Raw genomic sequence first — 19,671 nt, forward strand, 5'->3', positions numbered from 1 at the left:
AGAAATCTGTGGGTAAGGTGCGGAAAGCGGACCAGTCGCATTTTAAGCAATTGCCAACCAGTTTCAGGCTAAGGTCTGCTGTCATGCGTTTGTCCACCATCACCAACTGGGCCTATGGCGCCACCGTCATCCTGACCCTCGCTTCGGGCGCCACCATGTTGATGGCATCCGGCGCGGAGGAAACGGAGCGTGCCGCCGTGGCCCAGCGCGCCAGCTTCGACCAACTGACCGCCAGCCTTGAAGAGGACGTCTATCGCCTCACCGAACAGGCGCGTGGCTATGTCATCAGCGGCGATCCCAGCCATTTGATCGTCTATCGCCGTGAGCGGGAAGCGCTTCGTTCAGTCGAGCAGCGCATCGCCCATCTGCGCGACGCCGGCGCCAATGAAAGCGAACTGGCCGCCTTGCGTCAGGGGCTGCACTGGGCCGACGCGCTGACCGACGAACAGGACGCCGCCATCCGCGCCGCGCAGGCAGGCGACGACAAGACCGGCCGCACGATCCTGTTCGGCGACGAATATGGTCGGGAGCTGGATCGGGTCGCGGCGCAGGTCGGCCAGTTCCAATATATGCTCGACCAGCGGACCGAGCAGGCGGTCATCCGCGCCACCGACACCGCCCGCCAATGGCGCAGCGTGTCGGAAGTGATGCTGGGCATCACCGCCCTCCTGTTCCTGTGCGTCCTCTATTTCGTCCTCAAACAGCGCATCCTGCATCCGGTGGTGCGCCTCAGCGACGTCGTGACCCGCCTCGCCGCGCAGGATTTCGAGGCTATTCCGCCCGAATTCCATCAGGTCGACGAAATCGGCGACATGGCACAGGCGATCCGCATCTTCCGCGAAAACGGGCTGGAACGGCAAAGGCTGGAACAGGAACGGGATGCCGACCGCATGATGCGCGACCTGCTCTCGCGCCTGACCCAGCGGCTTCAGGGCTGCGACAGCAGCGCCGATCTGGTCGACGTCGTGCGTCGTTTCGCCCCGGAAATCGCCCCCGATTTCCCCGGCCGCCTCTACATCCACGACATACGCCGCAACGCCATGGTGCAGGCCTGCGACTGGCTCTCGCCCGCTTATTCCCGCATCGAATTTCCGCCCTCGGCCTGCTGGGCGCTGCGACGCGGCCAGACCCATCGGCCGGCCGGTGAGATGGTCGACATTCCCTGCGAGCATCTGGGCGCATCCTCGGCCGTCAGCACCATCTGCATCCCGCTCGCGGCGCAGGGGGAAAGCATCGGCATGCTCTATTATGAGGAGCCGACCGGCGCCCGCGCCGATCATCTGGAACGCACCGGCAAATATCTGGAAATGCTGGCGGAAAATATCGGGCTGGCGCTCGCCAATCTGCGTCTGCGCGATGTCCTGCGCGACATGGCGATGGCCGATGCGCTGACCGGCCTGCCCAATCGCCGCCAGTTCGACGCGATGCTCCAGACGCTGGTGGGCGAAGCGGAACGCAATCTGACGCCGCTTGCCTGCCTGATGGTCGACATCGATCATTTCAAGCGGTTCAATGACGATTATGGCCATGATGCCGGGGACGCCGTGCTGCGCGGTGTCGGCAATGTGCTGGCCGATGCGCTGCGCGAAAACGGCCATGCCTTCCGTCTGGGCGGCGAGGAATTCGTGGTGCTGATGCCCGGTTTCAGCCTGGATCAGGCGCTGGGCCGCGCGGCGCAGATCCAGCGCCGCATTCAGGATTTGCGGATCGAACATCGCGGCAAGGAACTGGGGACCATTACCGCCAGCTTTGGCCTGGCCGCCTATCCCGATCATGGCCGCGCCGACCGCCTGCTCCAGACCGCCGACGCCGCCCTCCTGCGCGCCAAGACCGAAGGCCGCGACCGGATACTGGTCGCCTCCGTTCGGGATGGCGCTTCGGCGGTCGCCTGACCCCTTGGCCTTTCACTTCGTCTTTGCGAGCGCAGCGAAGCAATCCACTGGTACGCCATGGATTGCTTCGCTGCGCTCGCAATGACGACGAAGGTTCAAGCTGTCTCCAGCACCCCTTCGTGCAGGCGGACCACCCGATCCATTTTCTGCGCCAGCCGCTCATTATGGGTCGCGACCAGTGCCGCCGATCCTTCATGCCGCACCAGCCGCAGAAACTCGGCCAGCACGATATCCGCCGTGCGTTCGTCCAGATTGCCGGTCGGTTCGTCCGCCAGCACCAGCGCGGGCCGGTTGGCCAGCGCACGGGCGACTGCGACTCGCTGCTGCTCGCCGCCCGACAACTGGCTCGGTCGATGGTCCAGCCGATGCCCCAGCCCCAGCGACGTCAGCAGCGATTCCGCCCGCGTCCGCGCCGTCGCCATGTCGATGTCGCGGATCACCTGCGGCAGAACGACATTCTCGGTCGCGTTGAAATCGGGCAGCAGATGGTGGAACTGATAAACGAAGCCCAGCGCATCGCGGCGCAACCGCGTTCGCCCATCATTGTCCAGCTTCGCCGCTTCCTCGCCGCTGATGCGGATCGATCCGTCAAACCCGCCTTCCAGCAAGCCGACCGCCTGCAACAGGGTCGACTTGCCGGACCCTGATGGCCCCAGCAGCGCCACGATCTCGCCCGGCCCGACACGCAGGTCCACGCCGCGCAGCACGTCGATTGTAACCTCACCCTGGGTGAAGCTGCGGGACAGGCCGCTGACCTTCAAAATATCATTCATAGCGCAGCACCTGAACCGGATCGGTATTGGCAGCCTTGAAGGCCGGATAGAGGGTCGCGAGGAAGCTGAACAGCAGCGCCATCACACAGATCACGGTGATTTCCACCGGATCGGGCTTGGACGGCAATTCGCTGAGGAACCGCACGGACGGGTCCCACAAATTCTGCCCCGTCACGAACTGAATGACGTTCACGATACCCTGCCGGAAGAACAGGAAGGCGAAGCCCAGCACCAGCCCGGCCCCGATGCCCAGCGTGCCGATCGTCACGCCCACGGTCATGAATATCTTCACCAGCCCGCCGCGACTCGCCCCCATCGTCCGCAGGATCGCAATGTCGCGCGTCTTGGCGCGCACCAGCATGATCAGTGACGACAATATGTTGAACACCGCCACCAGCACGATGATGGACAGCACGACGAACATCGCCACCCGCTCCACTGCCAGCGCCTCGAACAGCGAACTGTTCATCTGCCGCCAGTCGGTGATGACCGCCCGGCCCGCCACCTTGGCCGCCAGCGGCTCCAATATCTGCCCGACCTTGTCGGCATTGACCGTCTCGACCTCGATCATGCTGACCATGTCGCCCATCAGCAGCAGGGTCTGCGCATCCTCGATCGGCATGACGACCAGCGCCTTGTCATAATCATAGATGCCGACTTCGAAGATGCAGGCGACCTGATAGCCAACCTCGCGCGGGACCGTGCCGAACGGCGTCGCCCGGCCCGCCGGGTTATAGACGGTGAAGGTATCACCGATCTGCAAGCCCATATTCTCGGCCAGCCGCGACCCGATCGCCACCTTGCCGCCATTGGGCGTCAGCGCGTTCAGGCTGCCTCCGATGATCTTGGCCTTCATCGTCTGGTTGTTGCGAATGTCGGCCACGGTCATGCCGCGGATCAGGGCCGGTTCGAACCGGCCCTGAAAAATCGCGCCCAGCGGCTGCTCGATCATCGGCGTGGCGCTGGTGACGCCGGCTGTCGCCTTCGTCTGCTTCAGCACCGACTGCCAGTCGGGCAGGCGGCCGCCATAGCCCTGCACCACGGCATGGCCGTTCAGGCCGACAATCTTGTCGAACAGCTCCGCGCGGAAACCATTCATGACGCTCATGACGATGATGAGCGCGGCGACACCCAGCATGACCGCGACCAGACTGATACCGGCGACGAGGAAGATAAAACCCTCCCCCTTGCCCGGCAGCAGGTAGCGCTTGGCGATCATGCGTTCGTAACGGGATAGAATCATGTGGCGCGAACGGCCCTTCGATAAGGATGTTGGAGAGGGTCTAGAGCATTCTGGCGGTGGCTGGAACAGTCGGCGACTCGCAATGGGCGGAAAACAGGGCAAGGCGATGGGCTTGCATGAACGCCAGCATTGCCAGATTGTTGCATCACCGCCACAGGGGCGGACGGAAAATCACAGCGGCCTGATTTAGCCCGTGACACCGGCCTGCGCCGGTCATAGCAAGACACTCGAAGCACAGGTAAAAGGCCGTGGTTCAGGGATACTGCTTCCCACTTCGAGCTTAGGGGGCTGAGAAGTGGTTGAGGCAGGCCAAGGGGGAGACGAGCAATCGTCCATTAAGCACCCGGATCGTGAAACACGGTCCGGGTGCTTTTTTGTTAGCCTGTCCTACCCCGCGCTTTTCTTGCCTTATTCTGCGGCGCATGGGCGCGCAAACCATCCGTCAACTCTGGCGCACTCCTGACCTCCTGCTCTCCAGTGGAATGCTGGGGCGCCATAAAGGCCGCAGAATAGGCGTCAGATTAAACGCTGGATGCTCCAAGTGCCCGGCAATGGGTGAGCGGCAAGCGATCCTCGACGCCTTTTCTGAGGCCTTGCCGACGACATCCCTGATTTCAAAATGGGGATCGTCAGGCGTAACGCCCCGGTTCGATCTGATGCAGCGTAATGGTCGGCCGTTCCTCAGACCGTCCACCGGCTTTTCCGATGATCGCCAGCGGATCGACTTCGCTGCTCAGCAGCAAGCCGCATCGGTCCGCTGCTTCCCAGATCACGGTGCCCCACACTTCCAGGCCTTCAGCGATCAGCGTCACGCGCTGGCCTACCGGGGGGAGCCAACCCCCCAGGATCAGCGCGCCGTAGATGGAAATATTGCGGATGACGACCGGCTGGCTGACGCCGTCCCAGCACAGGATGGCGTCGATATCCGCAGCGAAACGGCTTTCCCGTCGCTGCTCCACCCTCGCCTGATATGAAAAGCTATCCATCGTCCGCTCCGGTTTGCCCCCGGGAACGATGCCACCCTCCGCGCTGTTCCTTGCTGAAAGGCTAAGCGACTCGGTTAATCGGATATTGACGGTGCGCCGACCGAGGCGGCGCACCGGAGCATGTCAGGCCAGCGCACCGTGACAATGTTTATACTTCTGGCCCGAACCGCAGGGGCAGAGCGCGTTGCGGCTGATGTCCAGATTGGCGAACTCACCCGCCGGCGCGTTGCCGACCGGGGTACGAGGGATGGTGGTGGTGACGCCGCCGAAGCTGCCGGCATCGATATCCGCGCTATTATCTTCGCCCGAAAAGGGATCGATATGCGTGGTGATGAAGTCGGGCAGCACCGGCAGGCCATAATCTTCGAGCGGCGGCTGTTCCATGCGGAACTGCACCCGTGCGATCGATCCGGTCACATCCTCACGGATATTCTCCAGCATCCGCTCGAACAGGGCGAAGGCTTCCTGCTTATATTCGTTGATCGGCGTCTTCTGCGCATAGGCGCGCAGATGCACGACCTGACGCAGGGCGTCGAGCGTCGACAGATGCTCCTTCCAGTGATGGTCGAGGCTCTGGAGCAGGATCGACTTCTCGATCATGTGCCAGTCGGTCGCTTCGACCTCCTTGGTCTTTTCCTCCACGGATGCATCAGCCAGCGCCGACAGCCGCTCCTCGATCATTTCGGGATCGACGGCATCCTCGGCCAGCCAGGCGTCGAAGTCCGGTTCCAGACCCAGAATTTCAGCGGTGCGCAGCTTCAGGCGCTCCATGTCCCACTGTTCGGGATAGCTACCCGGAGGGCAGGAGGCGCCGACCAGATCATTGACCGTCTCATGACGCATGTCGGCGACGACATCGTCCACCGTGTCGGCATCCATGATGTCGCTGCGTTGTTCGTAGATGACCTTGCGCTGATCATTCATCACGTCATCATATTCGACAACCTGCTTGCGAATGTCGTAATTGCGCGCTTCGACCTTCTTCTGCGCCGTCTCGATCGCCTTGCTCAGCCACTTGGACGGGGGCAGCGCCTCGCCATCTTCCAGGTTCGACCGGATCATCTTGGCGAACATCGTGTCCGGGCCAAAGATGCGCATCAGATCATCATCAAGGCTGAGGTAGAAGCGCGACAGGCCGGGATCGCCCTGACGACCCGAACGGCCACGCAACTGATTGTCGATACGGCGGCTTTCGTGGCGCTCGGTCGCGAGGACGAACAGACCACCGGCGGCCAGCACTTCCTGCTTTTCGACTTCGATTTCAGCCTCAATCCGGGCAATCGCGGTGTCACGCTCCGGCCCTTCGGGCATGTCGCGCAGTTCGTCCTCGACCCGCATCTCCAGATTGCCGCCCAGCTTGATGTCGGTGCCACGGCCCGCCATGTTGGTGGCGATCGTCACTGCGCCCTTGCGGCCCGCCTGCGCAACGATATGCGCTTCGCTGTCATGGAAGCGGGCGTTCAGCACTGCGTGCGGCACACCTTCCTGCGTCAGGAATTCGGACAGCATTTCCGACTTTTCGATCGACACAGTGCCGACCAGCACCGGCTGGCCCTTTTCGGCATGGACCTTGATAGTCTTGGCAATGCCACGGAACTTGTCGTCCAGGCTCTTGTAGAAGCTATCTTCTTCGTCGATGCGCTGCACCGCCCGATTGGTCGGGATGGTGACGACGTTCATCTTGTAGATTTCGTAGAATTCAGCCGCTTCGGTCGCGGCGGTACCGGTCATGCCACCCAGCTTGGGATACATGCGGAAATAATTCTGGAAGGTGATGGAGGCCAGCGTCTGGTTCTCCGGCTCGATATTCACGCCTTCCTTGGCTTCCACCGCCTGATGCAGACCATCGGACCAGCGACGACCGTCCATCATGCGGCCGGTAAATTCGTCGATGATGACGACCTTGCCGTCCTTGACGATATAATCGATGTCGCGGCGGAACATCACGACCGCGCGAAGCGCCTGATTGACGTGATGGACGACCTGCGTGTTCTCGAAGTCGTAGAGATTGTCGCCCTGAAGCAGACCGGCAGCCTCCAGCAGACGCTCAATCCGCTCGGTGCCGTCCTCGGTCAGCGTGACGCTGCGCTGCTTCTCGTCCTTCTCATAATCCGCTTCGGTGATCTGCTTCACGATCGCGTCGACCGCGACATACAGCTCCGACTTGTCGTCGGTTGGGCCGGAAATGATCAGCGGCGTGCGCGCTTCGTCGATCAGGATCGAATCGACTTCGTCGACGATGGCATAGTTGAAAGGCCGCTGGACCATCGATCCGCGATCATATTTCATATTGTCGCGCAGATAGTCGAAGCCGAGTTCGTTGTTCGTCGCATAGGTGACGTCAGCGGCGTAGGCTTCGCGACGCTGATCCTCGCTGATGTTCGGCACGATGACGCCGGTGGTCAGACCCAGGAAACGATAGACCTGGCCCATCCATTCGCAGTCGCGCGTGGCCAGATAGTCGTTCACAGTGACGACGTGAACGCCCTTGCCCTCCAGCGCGTTGAGATAAGTCGCGACGGTGGCGACCAGCGTCTTGCCCTCACCCGTGCGCATTTCGGCGATCTCGCCGCGATGCAGGACGATGCCGCCCACCATCTGCACATCGAAATGGCGCATGCCCAGCACGCGGACCGATGCTTCGCGCACAGTCGCGAAGGCTTCGGGCAGCAGATCGTCCAGCGTCTCGCCCGCGGCCAGCCGTTCCCGAAAACGAACGGTCTGTGCGACCAGATCCTCGTCGGTCAGCGCCTGAACGGTCGGCTCGAACGAAGCGATCTTGTCGACGATCTTGCCCAGCGACTTCACATAGCGTTCGTTGGACGATCCGAAAATGGACTTGGCAAGTGCGCCGAACATGAGCTCTCCCTGAGCGAAAAACTGACGGCGCAAGCACTGACGCCGGATAAAGATTGAGCGGCAAATAGGGATCGGTCAGCCGCACGTCAATTCGGCGTTCGCCTACCCCCACAGCAATAATGCCCGCCGAACACGGTTGCAGTGCCCGATTTTGCCCGCCAAAAGCCGCCACCCACCCTTGCCTTTCCGCCTTTTTCTGCTAAAGGGCCGCCTTCCCGTGATGGTCATCCCTGGAGGCGTGGCGGGAAACTTGTATCAATTAGCTTTTGGAGACACGCAATGAGCGAGCAGCTTACGCTGTCGGCCGAGGCACGCGATCGGGCAGGCAAGGGAGCCTCCCGCGCCCTCCGCCGTGAGGGCCGCGTACCCGCCGTCATCTATGGAATGAACGAAGAACCCCAGTCGATCCACGTTGAGGAAAAGCTCCTCAACAAGCAGCTCGGCACGGGTCACTTCTTCAATTCGGTCATCATGGTCGAAATCGGCGGCAAGTCCGTCCGTACCCTCGCCAAGGACGTGGCTTTCCACCCCGTCACCGATCGTCCGCTGCACGCCGATTTCCTGCGCGTTTCGGAACATGCCACTGTCCACGTCCATGTGCCGGTGCGCTTCGCGAATGAAGACGCTTCGCCGGGCCTGAAGAAGGGTGGCGTGCTGAACATCGTGGCGCATGACATCGAACTGATCGTCGACGCCGCCAACATTCCTGACGAGGTCATTGTCGACCTGACCGGTCTGGAAGTCGGCGAATCGCTGCACATCAGCGCCGTGACCCTGCCCAAGGGCACCAAGGCCCTGCATGCGGACACCGATTTCTCGATCGCGACCGTCGTTGCTCCTTCGGCTCTGAAGAGCGCCGAGGGTGAAGCGGAAGCCGAAGCCGAATAAGCCTTTCTCGGCTAAGCCCCTTGGGGCTGGAAATTACGATCCCGTCCGCCTACCCGGCGGGCGGGATTTTTCTTTGGAGCGATCGACATGCAAATCTGGGCCGGCCTGGGCAATCCGGGGCAGCAATATGCGATGCACCGGCACAATGTCGGCTTCATGGTCGCGGACCTGATTGCGGACATGTATCGCTTCTCCCCACCCAAGAAGCAGTTTCAGGGCTGGGTACAGGAAGGGCGCATCGGCACCGAGAAAATCCTGCTGCTCAAGCCCGCCACCTTCATGAACGAAAGCGGCCGCTCCATCGGTGAAGCGATGCGCTTCTACAAGCTCACGCCGCAGGACGTGACCGTCTTCCATGACGAACTCGATCTGGCGCCGATGAAGGTCAAGGTGAAACGCGGCGGCGGCAATGCCGGGCATAACGGCCTGCGATCGACGGACGCCCATATCGGCGCAGAATTTCGCCGGGTGCGGATCGGCATCGGCCATCCGGGCCATAAAGACAAAGTCCATGGCTATGTGCTGGGCAATTACGCCAAGAGCGAGATGGACGCCCTGACCGACATGCTGGCAGCCATCAGCGCCGAAGCCGAATGGCTGGCGAAGAATGACGACGTCCGCTTCATGAACGAGGTCGCCCGCCGACTGGCGGACTGATCGCTCAGTTCGCCAAAGCCGCCTGCGTCAACGGCCCGGCCTGCATCGCGGGCGGCAACATCGGATTGGTGCTGTGCCAGGTCGGCACCCATTCGTCCGGCTGGTTGCCCCACATATTAAGCTGGCCCAGCGCGTCGAACAGCCCCAGATATTGGTGGAACTTCACGCCTTCAACATTCTCCGCGATCGGGCAGCCCAGCGTCACCACATCCAAGCCATGGACCCGATCCGCCGGCAGCGACTGGATCGCATTGCCGATCTGAAGCGCGCCCTTGCTATGGCCGATCAGCAGCTTCAGCGGCCGATCCCGATGCTCCAATATCGCATGCAGCACATCCGCCGATCCCGATCCGTGGCGGAAGACCGGCCCGCCATGCACCGTCTTGGCATCGGGCGTCGACGCGGCCAGTTCGCGACCGATCCCGGCCGTCTGCGGCATGACATTGGCCAGGCCATTCTGCACCAGGCTCTTGGCCTGCAACCAGTCATACATGCCATAGCCGAACCATCCGCCCAGCGACTGGAGCAGCACGTCCGCCACGCCATAGCCCGGCACGATCGCCAGCACCGGTTGCTGCAAGGCCACCGAAATGTCCCAGGCCAGCGCCGCACTGCCCAGCGCGGAACTGCCGACGCCGGTGATGGTGGCGATCATCACCTGCCGCGTTTCCTCATAGGGAGAGGAAAGGAACAGGCCGACATCCTTATATTTATGGACATAGGGGGCGGTCCCCGCATCGATCAGCAGCAATGATCCTTCCGGATCGGTCAACGCATCGAAATCCACGATGCGAGACGGCGCCTTTTCTCCAAGGCTTCTGGTAACCTGGTCTTTTTCGGCCAGTTCGGATTGCAGGCCGGGCACATCGTAGAAAATGCCATCCAGCATCGTGTTGAACAGGCGACAGGCGCGCACCGATGGCCGGACCAGCCATTCGGGCATTTCGAAGATATTGAGCGGCAACGTGTCGGAAGATGAGGGCAGATTGTCTCCGGTCGGCATGACGAATCTCCTGATCGATACGTCATCATAACAACATGGCACCGCAATGCAGCATAGAAGAAATGGCTGTTAAGACTGCATTTACCGATAAAAATTGCGCAATTTCGAAAATATTACGCAACTGCAAGAAGATGGCCGTCGCGATTGCGGTTGATCATAAGCCGACTGGTTGTCTGAGCGCGACCAGTTGAAACTCACGCATTGCCCCGCGTCGCATTGCCGGGGCATAGAGGCGCGGGCGTTCTTGCCAAAGAGGGGAAATATCGGGTGATCCAGACCGTTGCGACGCAACCCTTTACCGACCAGAAGCCGGGCACGTCAGGCCTGCGCAAGAAAGTCCGTGTCTTTCAGCAGCCCCATTATGCCGAAAATTTCATCCAGTCGGTGTTCTACAGCCTTGAAGGCTATGAGGGGCAGACGCTGGTCGTGGGCGGCGATGGCCGTTACCTGAACCGCGAAGTCATCCAGACCGTGCTGAAAATGGCCGCCGCCAACGGCTTTGGCCGCGTACTCGTCGGTCGCGGCGGTATCCTCTCCACCCCCGCCGCCTCGCATCTGATCCGCTCGTCCGGCGCATTCGGTGGCCTCGTCCTGTCCGCCAGCCACAATCCCGGCGGTCCGGACGAAGATTTCGGCATCAAATATAATATCGGCAATGGTGGCCCTGCCCCTGAAAAAGTGACCGACGCCATCGCCGCCCGGTCGCTGGTGATCGACAGCTACAAGCTGCTGGACGCGACCGATGTCGACATCGACACGCTGGGCAGCAGCCTGCTGGGCGACATGACGGTCGACGTGGTCGATCCGGTTGCCGCCTATGCCGACCTGATGGAAAGCCTGTTCGATTTCTCGGCCATCGGCGCGATGATCGCCAACGGTTTCACCCTGGCCTTCGACAGCATGAGCGCCGTCACCGGCCCCTATGCCGTCGAGATTTTCGAAAAGCGTCTGGGCGCCCCGGCCGGCACGGTGATGAACGGCACCCCCCTCCCCGATTTCGGCCACCATCATCCCGATCCCAATCTGGTCCATGCCAAGGAACTCTACGACCGGATGATGGCCCCGGACGCGCCCGATTTCGGCGCGGCATCGGACGGTGACGGCGACCGCAACCTCATCATCGGTCGTCACTGCTATGTGACGCCTTCGGACTCGCTCGCCGTGCTGGCAGCCAACGCGCATCTGGCGCCCGGCTATGCAGCGGGCCTCAAGGGCATTGCCCGTTCGATGCCGACCAGCGGCGCCGCCGATCGCGTGGCGGAAAAGCTCGGCCTGCCGCTCTACGAAACCCCCACCGGTTGGAAATTCTTCGGCAACCTGCTGGACGCCGGCATGGCCACCATCTGCGGTGAGGAAAGCGCCGGCACCGGCTCCGATCATGTCCGCGAGAAGGACGGCATCTGGGCGGTATTGCTCTGGCTCAACATATTGGCCGCCCGCAAGCAAAGCGTCGCCACCATCATGGCCGATCATTGGGCCACCTATGGCCGGAATTACTATGCCCGCCATGACTATGAAGCGATCGCCAAGGACAAGGCCGATGCGCTGATGGCTGCGCTGCGGGCCAGCCTGAGCAGCCTGCCCGGCACGATCAACAGCGGCGGCACGGTGAAGAGCGCCGACGATTTCGCCTATACCGATCCCACGGACCAGTTGGTCAGCAGCAATCAGGGCGTGCGCATCCTGTTCGCGGACGGATCGCGCGTCGTGTTCCGCCTGTCCGGCACCGGCACCGAAGGCGCCACCCTGCGCGTCTATATCGAACGCTATGTCGGATCGGACGGCGATCTGGGTCTGGAAACGGCCGACGCCCTCGCCCCGCTGATCGCCGCCGCGCAGGAAGTCGCCGACATCAACGGCTATACCGGCATGGACAAGCCCAGCGTCATCACCTGACGCAAGCCTTGCTTGCCCTGTGCACAAACTCACAGGCCGGCAACAAGGTGGAAATACACTGACGATAGAGAGGACAGGCAGCCGCATCGAACGGCCGCCTGTCCTTTTCTGTTTTCGGGAACCTCATGCGTCGCCTCGCCCTCAGCCTGTCCGCCTGCCTTGCCCTCTTCGCAACGCCTGCACAGGCCGCCACCAGCGAGGATGAGCAATTCTGGCTGAACCTGACGGCGATGGGATCGATAAAGGACGAAATCGTCTATTTCGCCGAAGTCCAGCCGCGCGTCGGCGATGGCATGTCGCGCATTGATCAGGCGCTGTTCCGCGGCGCGCTGGGCTGGAAATTCTCGCCATCGCTCACCCTTTATCAGGGGTTCGCCCATGTCGTCGTGCCGGTCGAAGGCGGCAAGGACGTCAATGAGGAACGCAGCTTCCAGCAAGTCAGTTGGGTAATGGGCAAGCCCTGGGACGGCGAATTGTCATCCCGCACGCGACTGGAACAACGCTGGCGCTCCAATGGCGACGATATGGGATGGCGCCTGCGCGAAATGCTCCGCTACGAAAAGCCGCTCAAGGCGAACAGCGACGCAGTGAATGCCCTGGTCTATGCCGAAGGCTTCGTCGCTCTCAACGACACCGACTGGGGCGCCCGCAGCGGCTTCGACCAGTTGCGCAGCTTCGTCGGCGCCGAACTCGGCCTGCCCGGCGCCTCCACGCTGGAAGTGGGCTATCTCAACCAACTCATCAACCAGCGCGCCGGCGACACCCGCGTCAATCATGTGGCGTCGGTAACGCTCTTCTTCCGGCATTGAGGGTACGGGCGGCCTGTCCTAGGACAAGGCATGTCGTGGCGATCAAGAATCCTGTCGGCGTTGGCCTTTATCGGCGTCTTTTCCGCTTTTCACATCGCCACCGGGCCGTGGGAAAGTGAGGATCAGCGGGCCTATCGCGCATTGGTGGTGGCCAGCACGCAAGTCGTGATGCGGCGTGCATCCACCGCCAAACCCGATGCGATCAGGGACTGCATGCTGGCCATTCCACCCAGCCTGCTCAACCTTCACGAGTTGCAGGCGGGTGACGGGATCATAGTGGCCAATTCCGTCCAGCGCCTGTTGATCACGATCATGCCGGAAGGAAGCGGCGCACAGGTGACGGTGCGGCGTCCGCCCGATCGCGAACTGCGCCGATTGCACAGGGCGGCACTGCTGCGATGTATCGGGTGAGGTCTATTTGTCGTGCAGCTTCGCCCATAGCGCACTCGTTCCCGCTTCCTGTGCCCGCGTGGTGAATTGCGCGGCGACCAGCCAGCCCTTGATCGGGCGCATCGGCAATACGGTGGTCAGGATCAGCACCGGCACGCCCACGGCCAGATGCACCCATAAAGGCGGCCGTGCCATGATCTCCAGCATCAGGATGAAGATCACACCGGGCACACAGGCGAAGAGTTGCACGAATACCGCCGGACCATCCGCAGGATCGGCAAAGCTGTAATCGAGCCCGCACACCTCGCAATGATCGCGCAGCGTCAGGAAGCCGGTGAAGATATGCCCTTCGTTGCAGCGGGGACAGCGGCCAAAGACACCGGTTTCATGCGCCGGGCGCTTTGGCCAGCGCCGGCCGCTCTGATCGGTCCAGACGGCGTCATTTTGTTCTGTCATATCGGCTCCTCTCCTGCTCTCTGCGACCTTTTCCGCCGTCTTGTCGATTGCGCCTTTTGTCCAAGGCTGGCCTTTGCGCGCACAAAGCGCTATCGGGCGCGCCAATCAATCATTCGATCTTGTAAGGCAGTCAGATGGGTTTTCGTTGCGGTATCGTCGGTCTTCCCAATGTGGGCAAGTCCACCCTGTTCAATGCGCTCACCGAAACGCAGGCGGCGCAGGCGGCCAATTATCCCTTCTGCACGATCGAGCCGAATGAAGGCCGCGTCGCCGTGCCCGACGACCGGCTCCAGACCATCGCCAAGATCGGCGGATCGGCCAAGATTATCGAAACGCAGCTCAGCTTCGTCGACATTGCGGGCCTCGTCCGTGGCGCGTCGAAGGGCGAAGGGTTGGGCAACCAGTTCCTCGCCAATATTCGCGAGACGGACGCTATCGTCCATGTCCTGCGCTGCTTCGAGGATGGCGACATCACCCATGTCGAAGGCAAGGTCGATCCCATCGCCGACGCCGAGACGGTCGAAACCGAACTGATGCTCGCCGACCTGGAAAGCCTGGAAAAGCGCGTCCCCAACCTCGCCAAGAAGGCGGCGCAGGGCGACAAGGAAGCCAAGGCTGCCGCCGCCGTGCTGGGTCAGGCGCTGGACCTGCTGCGCGACGGCAAGCCCGCCCGCCTCACCGTGCCGCGCGACGTGGAGGAAGAACGCCTGTTCGCGCAGGCGCAGTTGCTGACGGCCAAGCCAGTCCTCTATGTCTGCAATGTCGAGGAAGACGCCGCTTCGGAAGGCAATGCCCATTCGGCCCGCGTGTTCGAAAAGGCCGCCGCCGAAAATGCCAAGGCGGTGATCGTGTCCGCCGCGATCGAGGCAGAACTGGTGACGATGCCGATCGAGGAACGCGCCGAATATCTCGAAGCGTTGGGCCTGACCGAAGCCGGCCTCGCCCGCATCATCCGCGCCGGGTACGAACTGCTGGGCCTCATCACCTTCTTCACCGTCGGGCCGAAGGAAGCGCGCGCCTGGACCGTGCACAAGGGCAGCAAGGCGCCGCAGGCCGCCGGCGCGATCCACACCGATTTCGAGAAGGGCTTCATCCGCGCCGAAACCATGGCCTATGCCGACTTCGTCCAGTTCAACGGCGAAGCCGGGGCCAAGGAGGCAGGCAAATGGCGGTCCGAAGGCAAGGACTATGTCACGCAGGACGGCGACATCATGCTGTTCCGCTTCAACGTCTGATCCAATCGAACGGGGCGGGGTTCATCACCCCGCCCCGCCTTTCTATCAGTCTTTCGAAAGTTTCGGCCTGCTGTCTTCTTCCGCAGGCACTTCCGGCACGGTTTCAGCGTCACTTTCGACCGGCGCCTCATAGGCATAGGCCTCTTCTTGCGCCGCCTTGTTTCCGCCGAACTTCCCCTTGATCCAGCGCCAGGCCACGCCGAAGAACAGGATGATCGGGATCAGCAGCTTCTTGCCGAACGCCAGCATCAGCGCCAGCACGCCCAACTTCTTCGCCGCGAGCAGGCCAGCGCCAGCCGCCACCAGACCGCCAATGCCATATTCCGCCACCTTGTCGACATCGGGCACGAAATCGGCATAGCGCGCGCCCTGATCGAAGGTCACCGATCCGCCAAACTTGGCCGCCGCCGCCTTCACTTCGGGCAGGTGCGACATGGTGGAAATCATGTTGAGGCTGAGCACGCCGAACCGCCCCAGCAGCCGCACATCATAGTTGAGCGTCCCTTCCGCCGCATCGCCGAAGCGAATGTCGCGCGCCCAGATGACGCTATGATGCGCACGGTCATAGGCCGGGCGCTCTGCCCAGCCGACCAGATGCACCGGCGGATAGCCAGCCTCCGACCGTTCCTTGTTCCGCTCTTCCTCACCCGATTTCATGTCGCTCATCAGCGCGTCGAAATCGGTGGAGGCGGCGTCATCATCCTTCACATAGCCGCTCTGGTCATAGGTGATGACCGCACCCCAGGCATCATCATCCAAAAACGTCTTGCCGGCCGGGAACACCAGCCCCAGCACACCGTCCGCCTGCGCCGCGGGATTGCCCCAGGCGTCGACGATCACTTCCCGCGCTGCCTTGGCATCCAGATAATAATAATCCTTGCCCAGATGCAGCGTCGCCTTCGCCTCCGGCAGAGCGATGTCGCCGGTCTGCGGCTGTTGCCGTTGCAACATATCCTTGACCTTCGCCTCATAGGCGCGTTGTTCCGCCGTCGGCGCGGGCTGCTGGGCCGGAACGGCAGTCGCCGTTACACCAAGCAGCAGGACCGCACCCACGGCGCTCCAATATCTTTTCATGAACATTCCCCCGTTGGACGGGCAAGACTTTAGAAACAAAAGGATAGAAGGCAATGGCGGAAAGACCGGTGATGCGCGCGGCCAGAAAGATCGCCTTTCCGCCCAGTGTCGACGCGCATACGAAGCTGCTGATCCTTGGCAGCCTGCCCGGCGACGCATCCATCAAGCAGGGCGAATATTATGCGCATCGCGGCAATGCCTTCTGGGACTTGCTGGGCGATGTTCTGGGGGAGACCCTGCGCGGCCAGCCCTATGCGATGCGGCTGAAGCGGCTGCGCGCGCTGGGCATCGGCCTGTGGGACGTGATCGAAAGCGCGGAGCGCCCCGGCAGCCTGGACAGCAGCATCCGGGGCGCGGAACTGCGCGACCTTGGCCTGTTCGTGGAGCGACTGCCGACGCTGCGGGCGATCGCCTTCAACGGCAAGACGGCGGCCACCCATGGGCGGCGGCAACTGGGCGATCAACCGGCGCTGACGCTGATCGACCTGCCCTCCTCCAGCGGCGCCTATGCCAGCCTGTCGCGGGAGGCCAAGCGGCAGGCGTGGATGGCGCTGCGCGACGCTCTGGCATGAAAGCCTACCAAAACGTCACTTTACCGTCATGGCATCACTGCTAAGCGGATTTTATTGCACAGATTGAAAACAAGAGTCGCCATGCTGATCCGATCCCTTGCCGCCGTCCTGCTCACCGTCACCGCGCTCAGCGGCTGCGTGTCCGTCCAGACCGTCCGCTCCGCACCCGCCACCACCACGGCGCAGGCAGAGCAACGCGCGCCCGTCACCATCCTCGTGTCGATCGACGGTTTCCGTCCGGATTATCTGAAGCGTGGCGTCTCTCCCAACCTCAATGCCCTCGCCAGCAGCGGCGTCGGAACATCGATGCGCCCCTCCTTCCCGACCAAGACTTTCCCCAATCACTGGGCGATCGTCACCGGCGACCGGCCCGACCGCAGCGGCATCGTCGCCAATAATATGGAGGATGGCAGCCGGCCCAAGGACAAGTTCACCATGGCCAGCGACGATCCTTACTGGTGGAATGAGGCTGAGCCGATCTGGATCACCGCCGAAAAACAGGGCGTGCGCACCGCCACCATGTTCTGGCCCGGTTCCAACGTCGCCTGGGGCGGCACCAAGGCGTCCGAATGGCCCTATATCATCAACGGCGGATCGCGACCCAGCGACTGGGCCCAGTTCAATGAGGCAATCAGCCCGACCCAGCGGGTGAATGGCGTGCTGGACGTGCTGCGCCGCCCCGCCGACATTCGCCCCCGCTTCGTCACCCTCTATTTCGATGAGGTCGACACCGCTGGCCATGTCAATGGCCCCGATGCGCAGCAGACCACACAGGCCGTAGCCGATGTCGACGCGCATATCGGCGATCTGGTCGCGGGCCTCAAGGCGCTGGGCCAGCCAGCCAATATCGTCATCGTCTCCGACCATGGCATGGCCGCCAAGGCGAATGACCGGATGATCGTGTTGGACAAGATCGCCGACCCGGCCGACTATCGCAGCGTCGAAACCGGCCCCTATGCCAGCCTGGCCGCCATTCCCGGCCATGAAAAGGCGCTGGAGACGGCGCTGTTCAAGCCACGCGACCATATGCAATGCTGGCGCAAGAGCGAGATCCCGGCCCGCTTCCATTATGGTACGCACCGCCGCATCCCACCCTATTTCTGCCTCGCCGAGACCGGCTGGGTGTTCCAGAACACGACGCCATCCAAGCCGATCACTGGCGGCGACCATGGCTGGGACGATCGTGCGCCGGAAATGCAGGCGCTGTTCATCGCCAATGGCCCGGCCTTCAACACCAGCTTCCGCCCGTCGCCGGACTTCACCAATGTCGATGTCTATCCGCTGCTCGCCCGCCTGCTGGGCGTGACACCTGTCGCGTCGGACGGCAATGCGGCGGTCTTGCAGGGATTGGTCAAGCCTTGACATTGACGTAAACGGAAAGCCTCCTTACATCCTCATCCAACGCAAAAATCGGAGTTGGATGAGGATGGAAGAGATTGTCTATTTCGAGGATATCGCGATCGGCGATGGCTTCGACTTCGGTCCGCTCACCATAACCCGCGACGAGACGGTCGCCTTCGCGGCGGAATTCGATCCCCAGCCCTTCCATCTGTCGGATGAGGCGGCAGCGACCACCCATTTCGGTACGATTTCCGCCAGCGGATGGCACACGACCGCCCTTTTCATGAAGATGTTCGTCGCGGAAATGCAGGCCCATCCGGGGCGGCAGGCGGCCAGCCTTGGCGCGATGGGCGTGGACGAACTGCGCTGGCTGCGCCCGGTGCGCCCCGGCGACACGCTGCGCGGACGCAGCGAGGTGATCGACAAGAAGGCATCGCAAAGCCGCCCGGAAATGGGGATCGTCCGCAACAAGGTGACGATCCTCAATCAGAACGACAAGCCGGTCCTCACCATGATCCCGATCGCCATGTGGCGCACGCGACCCGTATAATCCGGGCCAAATGCTGCATAGTGGCTCTGCGCAGCCCCCTTCGTTGGCGGTAGGGAAGCGCACGCCACCATCAGGGAAAGCCGCCCATGCCCAGCACCGCCCATCTCCTCGCCTTCGCGCTGATATCGCTGGGCATGGTGCTGACCCCCGGCCCGAACATGATCTACCTGATCTCCCGCTCCATTTCACAGGGACGCACGGCAGGCATGATCTCCCTGCTCGGCGTGGCCTGCGGCTTCCTCTTCTACATGATCAGCGCAGCCTTCGGCATCACCGCGCTGCTGATGGCGGTGCCCTTCGCTTATGATGTGCTGCGGATCGGCGGTGCGCTCTATCTGCTCTGGCTGGCCTGGAATGCCGTGCGGCCCGGCGGCCGATCGCCCTTTCAGGTCCGCACACTGCCGCAGGATGGTCCGCGTCGGCTCTTCACCATGGGGCTGGTCACGAACCTGCTCAATCCCAAGGTCGCGATGATCTATCTGTCGCTGCTGCCGCAATTCGTCGATCCGGCGCGCGGCCATATATTGGGCCAGTCGCTGGTGCTGGGGGCGACGCAGATCGTGATCAGCCTGTCGGTCAACGCCGTCATCGCCTGCCTCGCCGGATCAATCGCCGGCTTCCTGCACGGCCGCCCGCGCTGGCTGACGATCCAGCGCTGGTTCATGGGCACGGTGCTGGGCGGACTGGCCGTGCGCATGGCGGTGGAACGGTAGGAATTACGTCAGGCTTCGCCGTTACAAAAAATTGAAACTACACGATCCGATAGAACGTCATAGGTCAATGAAATGACGCTGCACCCACCGTCCATAATTTGTGGCGCTTCATCGACTTCAACCCACCATCGCCCCGGTTTCCGATCCATAGAAAGCACGCCATAAACCTTGCGATGGTCGGTATCTGACGCCCAATAATAATAGCGGCTATAGTCCTTCAGCGGCCAAGCCCTTTGCGGCATGGCAATTTTCGTTTCTATTTTCGCCATCAACTCTTCGCTTTCTCGCTTCGAGCTTTCAGTGCAGCCCGGCAACGCGATGATGGCTGACAACA

Annotated in this window: 19 protein-coding genes; 11 read left to right on the forward strand and 8 right to left on the reverse strand. The window is 62.2% G+C overall.

The features are described from left to right. The first annotated feature begins 83 nt into the window (after positions 1-83). A complete protein-coding gene (locus tag BMY84_RS12830) occupies positions 84-1,892 on the forward strand; it encodes a diguanylate cyclase (RefSeq protein WP_093084337.1) in 1,809 nt (602 codons plus the stop codon). A 95-nt stretch (positions 1,893-1,987) separates the two neighbouring features. Here the strand turns inward: BMY84_RS12830 and BMY84_RS12835 are convergent, their stop codons facing one another. The 4 genes from BMY84_RS12835 to secA form a co-directional block, all read right to left on the reverse strand. After that, positions 1,988-2,665: an ABC transporter ATP-binding protein gene (locus BMY84_RS12835; protein WP_093084339.1), complete on the reverse strand. Its 678-nt coding sequence runs from the start codon at positions 2,663-2,665 to the stop codon at positions 1,988-1,990. Then, positions 2,658-3,908 (reverse strand): lipoprotein-releasing ABC transporter permease subunit, encoded by a 1,251-nt coding sequence (locus BMY84_RS12840; RefSeq protein ID WP_093084340.1) that lies wholly within the window; start codon positions 3,906-3,908, stop codon positions 2,658-2,660. The genes BMY84_RS12835 and BMY84_RS12840 overlap by 8 nt, the downstream gene beginning before the upstream one ends. Positions 3,909-4,537: 629 nt before the next feature. After that, the gene (locus BMY84_RS12845; protein WP_093084342.1) at positions 4,538-4,894 is read right to left on the reverse strand and encodes a PilZ domain-containing protein; all 357 of its coding nucleotides are present in this window, start codon (positions 4,892-4,894) and stop codon (positions 4,538-4,540) included. 123 nt (positions 4,895-5,017) lie between these two features. Beyond that, positions 5,018-7,753 (reverse strand): preprotein translocase subunit SecA, encoded by a 2,736-nt coding sequence (secA, locus tag BMY84_RS12850; protein WP_093084343.1) that lies wholly within the window; start codon positions 7,751-7,753, stop codon positions 5,018-5,020. 279 nt (positions 7,754-8,032) lie between these two features. Here secA and BMY84_RS12855 point away from each other — a divergent pair, with 279 nt between their 5' ends. Both BMY84_RS12855 and pth read left to right on the forward strand, forming a co-directional pair. Then, entirely contained in the window at positions 8,033-8,641 is a 609-nt protein-coding gene (locus BMY84_RS12855) for a 50S ribosomal protein L25/general stress protein Ctc (RefSeq protein WP_093084344.1), read from the forward strand. A gap of 87 nt (positions 8,642-8,728) precedes the next feature. Further along, positions 8,729-9,298: an aminoacyl-tRNA hydrolase gene (pth, locus tag BMY84_RS12860; RefSeq protein WP_093084345.1), complete on the forward strand. Its 570-nt coding sequence runs from the start codon at positions 8,729-8,731 to the stop codon at positions 9,296-9,298. Between the two features lie 4 nt (positions 9,299-9,302). Here the strand turns inward: pth and BMY84_RS12865 are convergent, their stop codons facing one another. Continuing rightward, a complete protein-coding gene (locus BMY84_RS12865; RefSeq protein WP_093084347.1) occupies positions 9,303-10,301 on the reverse strand; it encodes a hypothetical protein in 999 nt (332 codons plus the stop codon). Between the two features lie 267 nt (positions 10,302-10,568). Here BMY84_RS12865 and BMY84_RS12870 point away from each other — a divergent pair, with 267 nt between their 5' ends. From BMY84_RS12870 to BMY84_RS12880, 3 genes are all read left to right on the forward strand, one after another. After that, positions 10,569-12,197 (forward strand): alpha-D-glucose phosphate-specific phosphoglucomutase, encoded by a 1,629-nt coding sequence (locus BMY84_RS12870; protein ID WP_093084348.1) that lies wholly within the window; start codon positions 10,569-10,571, stop codon positions 12,195-12,197. Positions 12,198-12,322: 125 nt separating this feature from the next. After that, positions 12,323-13,006 (forward strand): DUF2490 domain-containing protein, encoded by a 684-nt coding sequence (locus tag BMY84_RS12875; protein ID WP_093084350.1) that lies wholly within the window; start codon positions 12,323-12,325, stop codon positions 13,004-13,006. A 30-nt stretch (positions 13,007-13,036) separates the two neighbouring features. Beyond that, positions 13,037-13,417 carry a hypothetical protein gene (locus tag BMY84_RS12880; protein WP_143075037.1) on the forward strand — a complete coding sequence of 127 codons (381 nt, stop codon included), beginning with the start codon at positions 13,037-13,039 and terminating at the stop codon, positions 13,415-13,417. 3 nt (positions 13,418-13,420) lie between these two features. On the opposite strand, the gene BMY84_RS12885 is transcribed toward BMY84_RS12880, so the two are convergent. Next, positions 13,421-13,852 carry a DUF983 domain-containing protein gene (locus BMY84_RS12885; RefSeq protein WP_093084353.1) on the reverse strand — a complete coding sequence of 144 codons (432 nt, stop codon included), beginning with the start codon at positions 13,850-13,852 and terminating at the stop codon, positions 13,421-13,423. A gap of 134 nt (positions 13,853-13,986) precedes the next feature. Between BMY84_RS12885 and ychF the strand changes: the two genes are divergently transcribed. Beyond that, positions 13,987-15,087 (forward strand): redox-regulated ATPase YchF, encoded by a 1,101-nt coding sequence (gene ychF / locus BMY84_RS12890; protein ID WP_093084354.1) that lies wholly within the window; start codon positions 13,987-13,989, stop codon positions 15,085-15,087. 45 nt (positions 15,088-15,132) lie between these two features. Here the strand turns inward: ychF and BMY84_RS12895 are convergent, their stop codons facing one another. Then, entirely contained in the window at positions 15,133-16,161 is a 1,029-nt protein-coding gene (locus BMY84_RS12895; RefSeq protein WP_093084411.1) for a DUF2167 domain-containing protein, read from the reverse strand. Between the two features lie 53 nt (positions 16,162-16,214). On the opposite strand from BMY84_RS12895, the gene BMY84_RS12900 reads away from it, so the two are divergent. From BMY84_RS12900 to BMY84_RS12915, 4 genes are all read left to right on the forward strand, one after another. Further along, positions 16,215-16,733, forward strand: a complete 519-nt coding sequence (locus tag BMY84_RS12900) for a DNA-deoxyinosine glycosylase (protein ID WP_093084356.1) — start codon at positions 16,215-16,217, stop codon at positions 16,731-16,733. An 81-nt stretch (positions 16,734-16,814) separates the two neighbouring features. Continuing rightward, positions 16,815-18,095 (forward strand): alkaline phosphatase family protein, encoded by a 1,281-nt coding sequence (locus tag BMY84_RS12905; RefSeq protein WP_218146951.1) that lies wholly within the window; start codon positions 16,815-16,817, stop codon positions 18,093-18,095. Positions 18,096-18,159: 64 nt separating this feature from the next. Beyond that, positions 18,160-18,624, forward strand: coding sequence for a MaoC family dehydratase (locus BMY84_RS12910; RefSeq protein WP_093084357.1), 465 nt, complete (start codon positions 18,160-18,162; stop codon positions 18,622-18,624). Positions 18,625-18,710: 86 nt separating this feature from the next. Continuing rightward, a complete protein-coding gene (locus BMY84_RS12915) occupies positions 18,711-19,337 on the forward strand; it encodes a LysE family translocator (RefSeq protein WP_093084358.1) in 627 nt (208 codons plus the stop codon). Positions 19,338-19,345: 8 nt separating this feature from the next. Here BMY84_RS12915 and BMY84_RS12920 read toward each other — a convergent pair whose 3' ends face one another. Further along, positions 19,346-19,669, reverse strand: a complete 324-nt coding sequence (locus BMY84_RS12920) for a hypothetical protein (protein WP_177204002.1) — start codon at positions 19,667-19,669, stop codon at positions 19,346-19,348. Positions 19,670-19,671: the final 2 nt, after the last annotated feature.

The organism is Sphingobium sp. AP50, assembly GCF_900109095.1.
Taxonomy (GTDB): domain Bacteria; phylum Pseudomonadota; class Alphaproteobacteria; order Sphingomonadales; family Sphingomonadaceae; genus Sphingobium.

What these genes read in the sequence shown, in the direction of transcription:
- BMY84_RS12830 (WP_093084337.1), top strand. Translation starts at nt 84, where the DNA reads ATGCGTTTGTCCACCATCACCAACTGGGCCTATGGCGCCACCGTCATC.
- BMY84_RS12845 (WP_093084342.1), bottom strand. Translation starts at nt 4,894, where the DNA reads ATGGATAGCTTTTCATATCAGGCGAGGGTGGAGCAGCGACGGGAAAGC.
- ychF (WP_093084354.1), top strand. Translation starts at nt 13,987, where the DNA reads ATGGGTTTTCGTTGCGGTATCGTCGGTCTTCCCAATGTGGGCAAGTCC.
- BMY84_RS12835 (WP_093084339.1), bottom strand. Translation starts at nt 2,665, where the DNA reads ATGAATGATATTTTGAAGGTCAGCGGCCTGTCCCGCAGCTTCACCCAG.
- BMY84_RS12900 (WP_093084356.1), top strand. Translation starts at nt 16,215, where the DNA reads ATGGCGGAAAGACCGGTGATGCGCGCGGCCAGAAAGATCGCCTTTCCG.
- BMY84_RS12885 (WP_093084353.1), bottom strand. Translation starts at nt 13,852, where the DNA reads ATGACAGAACAAAATGACGCCGTCTGGACCGATCAGAGCGGCCGGCGC.
- BMY84_RS12910 (WP_093084357.1), top strand. Translation starts at nt 18,160, where the DNA reads ATGGAAGAGATTGTCTATTTCGAGGATATCGCGATCGGCGATGGCTTC.
- secA (WP_093084343.1), bottom strand. Translation starts at nt 7,753, where the DNA reads ATGTTCGGCGCACTTGCCAAGTCCATTTTCGGATCGTCCAACGAACGC.
- pth (WP_093084345.1), top strand. Translation starts at nt 8,729, where the DNA reads ATGCAAATCTGGGCCGGCCTGGGCAATCCGGGGCAGCAATATGCGATG.
- BMY84_RS12895 (WP_093084411.1), bottom strand. Translation starts at nt 16,161, where the DNA reads ATGAAAAGATATTGGAGCGCCGTGGGTGCGGTCCTGCTGCTTGGTGTA.
- BMY84_RS12880 (WP_143075037.1), top strand. Translation starts at nt 13,037, where the DNA reads ATGTCGTGGCGATCAAGAATCCTGTCGGCGTTGGCCTTTATCGGCGTC.
- BMY84_RS12905 (WP_218146951.1), top strand. Translation starts at nt 16,815, where the DNA reads ATGCTGATCCGATCCCTTGCCGCCGTCCTGCTCACCGTCACCGCGCTC.
- BMY84_RS12875 (WP_093084350.1), top strand. Translation starts at nt 12,323, where the DNA reads ATGCGTCGCCTCGCCCTCAGCCTGTCCGCCTGCCTTGCCCTCTTCGCA.
- BMY84_RS12865 (WP_093084347.1), bottom strand. Translation starts at nt 10,301, where the DNA reads ATGCCGACCGGAGACAATCTGCCCTCATCTTCCGACACGTTGCCGCTC.
- BMY84_RS12840 (WP_093084340.1), bottom strand. Translation starts at nt 3,908, where the DNA reads ATGATTCTATCCCGTTACGAACGCATGATCGCCAAGCGCTACCTGCTG.
- BMY84_RS12855 (WP_093084344.1), top strand. Translation starts at nt 8,033, where the DNA reads ATGAGCGAGCAGCTTACGCTGTCGGCCGAGGCACGCGATCGGGCAGGC.
- BMY84_RS12915 (WP_093084358.1), top strand. Translation starts at nt 18,711, where the DNA reads ATGCCCAGCACCGCCCATCTCCTCGCCTTCGCGCTGATATCGCTGGGC.